Here is a 981-nt window from a genome sequence, read left to right on the forward strand (position 1 = left end):
TATGCTCAATAATAACGTTCTTTAAAAGACGATTTTTTATCATAAAAAGCCATGACTACAGACAACACACAACAAATAATGAACGAATTGAAGGTAAATAAGCTACCTTCTCTTCCTCATGTATTGGTTGAAATGCTGGAAGCTTGTCAGGAAGACGGCGCAACCTTTCAGCGAATGTCACAAATAATTAGTCATGATGCTGCGATCACCGCACGCGTTATATCCCTGGCAAATTCGTCGTTCTACAATCGCGGAACCGAAATAAAAAGTATTGAGCGCGCTCTACTTGTTTTGGGTACCGATACAATCAAGACGATTGTTATCACTGCGGCGGTACAACAATTCTTCTCGGGCTTTAAGAGTCAACACCTCGTTTTTTTGAAACAGTTCTGGAAGCACTCTCTGAGCACAGCTTTAATTGCAAAAGCATTAGCGATCCTGACCAGCTACCCTAATCCTGATGAAGCCTATCTGACTGCATTGCTTCACAACATCGGGGAGGTGGTTCTCGACAGTCACTTTCCACAAGAGTATGCAGAACTTCGTAGTAAGCCAGAGGTTCTTACTCATAAGCTCTGTAAATTTGAGCAAGAAGCATTTTCAGTTGACCATACTCAAATAGGAGCATGGCTCGCAAAAGAGTGGAACTTAAGTAGCTTTGCTGTTGATGCGATTGAGTTCCATCACGCCGAGCCTGAATCTATTCAGGATGCTCATCACCTGGTTAAGCTCATATACCTTTCAAGCCAGTTAGGCACTTTTCAGCAGGATTATTTCTCAGGCGACAGTTTCGCAGACTTGGGTTACCAATTATTTGAACTAAACAGCGCACTACTAAAAGAAATTGTCTTTAAAGTCGAAGGCGATGTTAAAGAAATGGCCAAGACTCTAAATATCGAAATAGACATTCAAGCCGACATAGATAGTGAAAACGATAAAAAAGCCCAAGTAAAGCTGGCCGAGCAAGTCCGAAAGATTGGT

The 981-nt window shown here is 41.8% G+C and carries 1 protein-coding gene; it reads left to right on the top strand.

Annotated features, from left to right (window positions below; all coding sequences use genetic code 11):
• Window positions 1–51: 51 nt before the first annotated feature.
• Window positions 52–981, top strand: a 930-nt coding sequence (locus A3766_RS26995; RefSeq protein WP_156509182.1) for an HDOD domain-containing protein, incomplete at its 3' end; no start/stop codon positions are given.

Source organism: Oleiphilus sp. HI0132, from assembly GCF_001635845.1.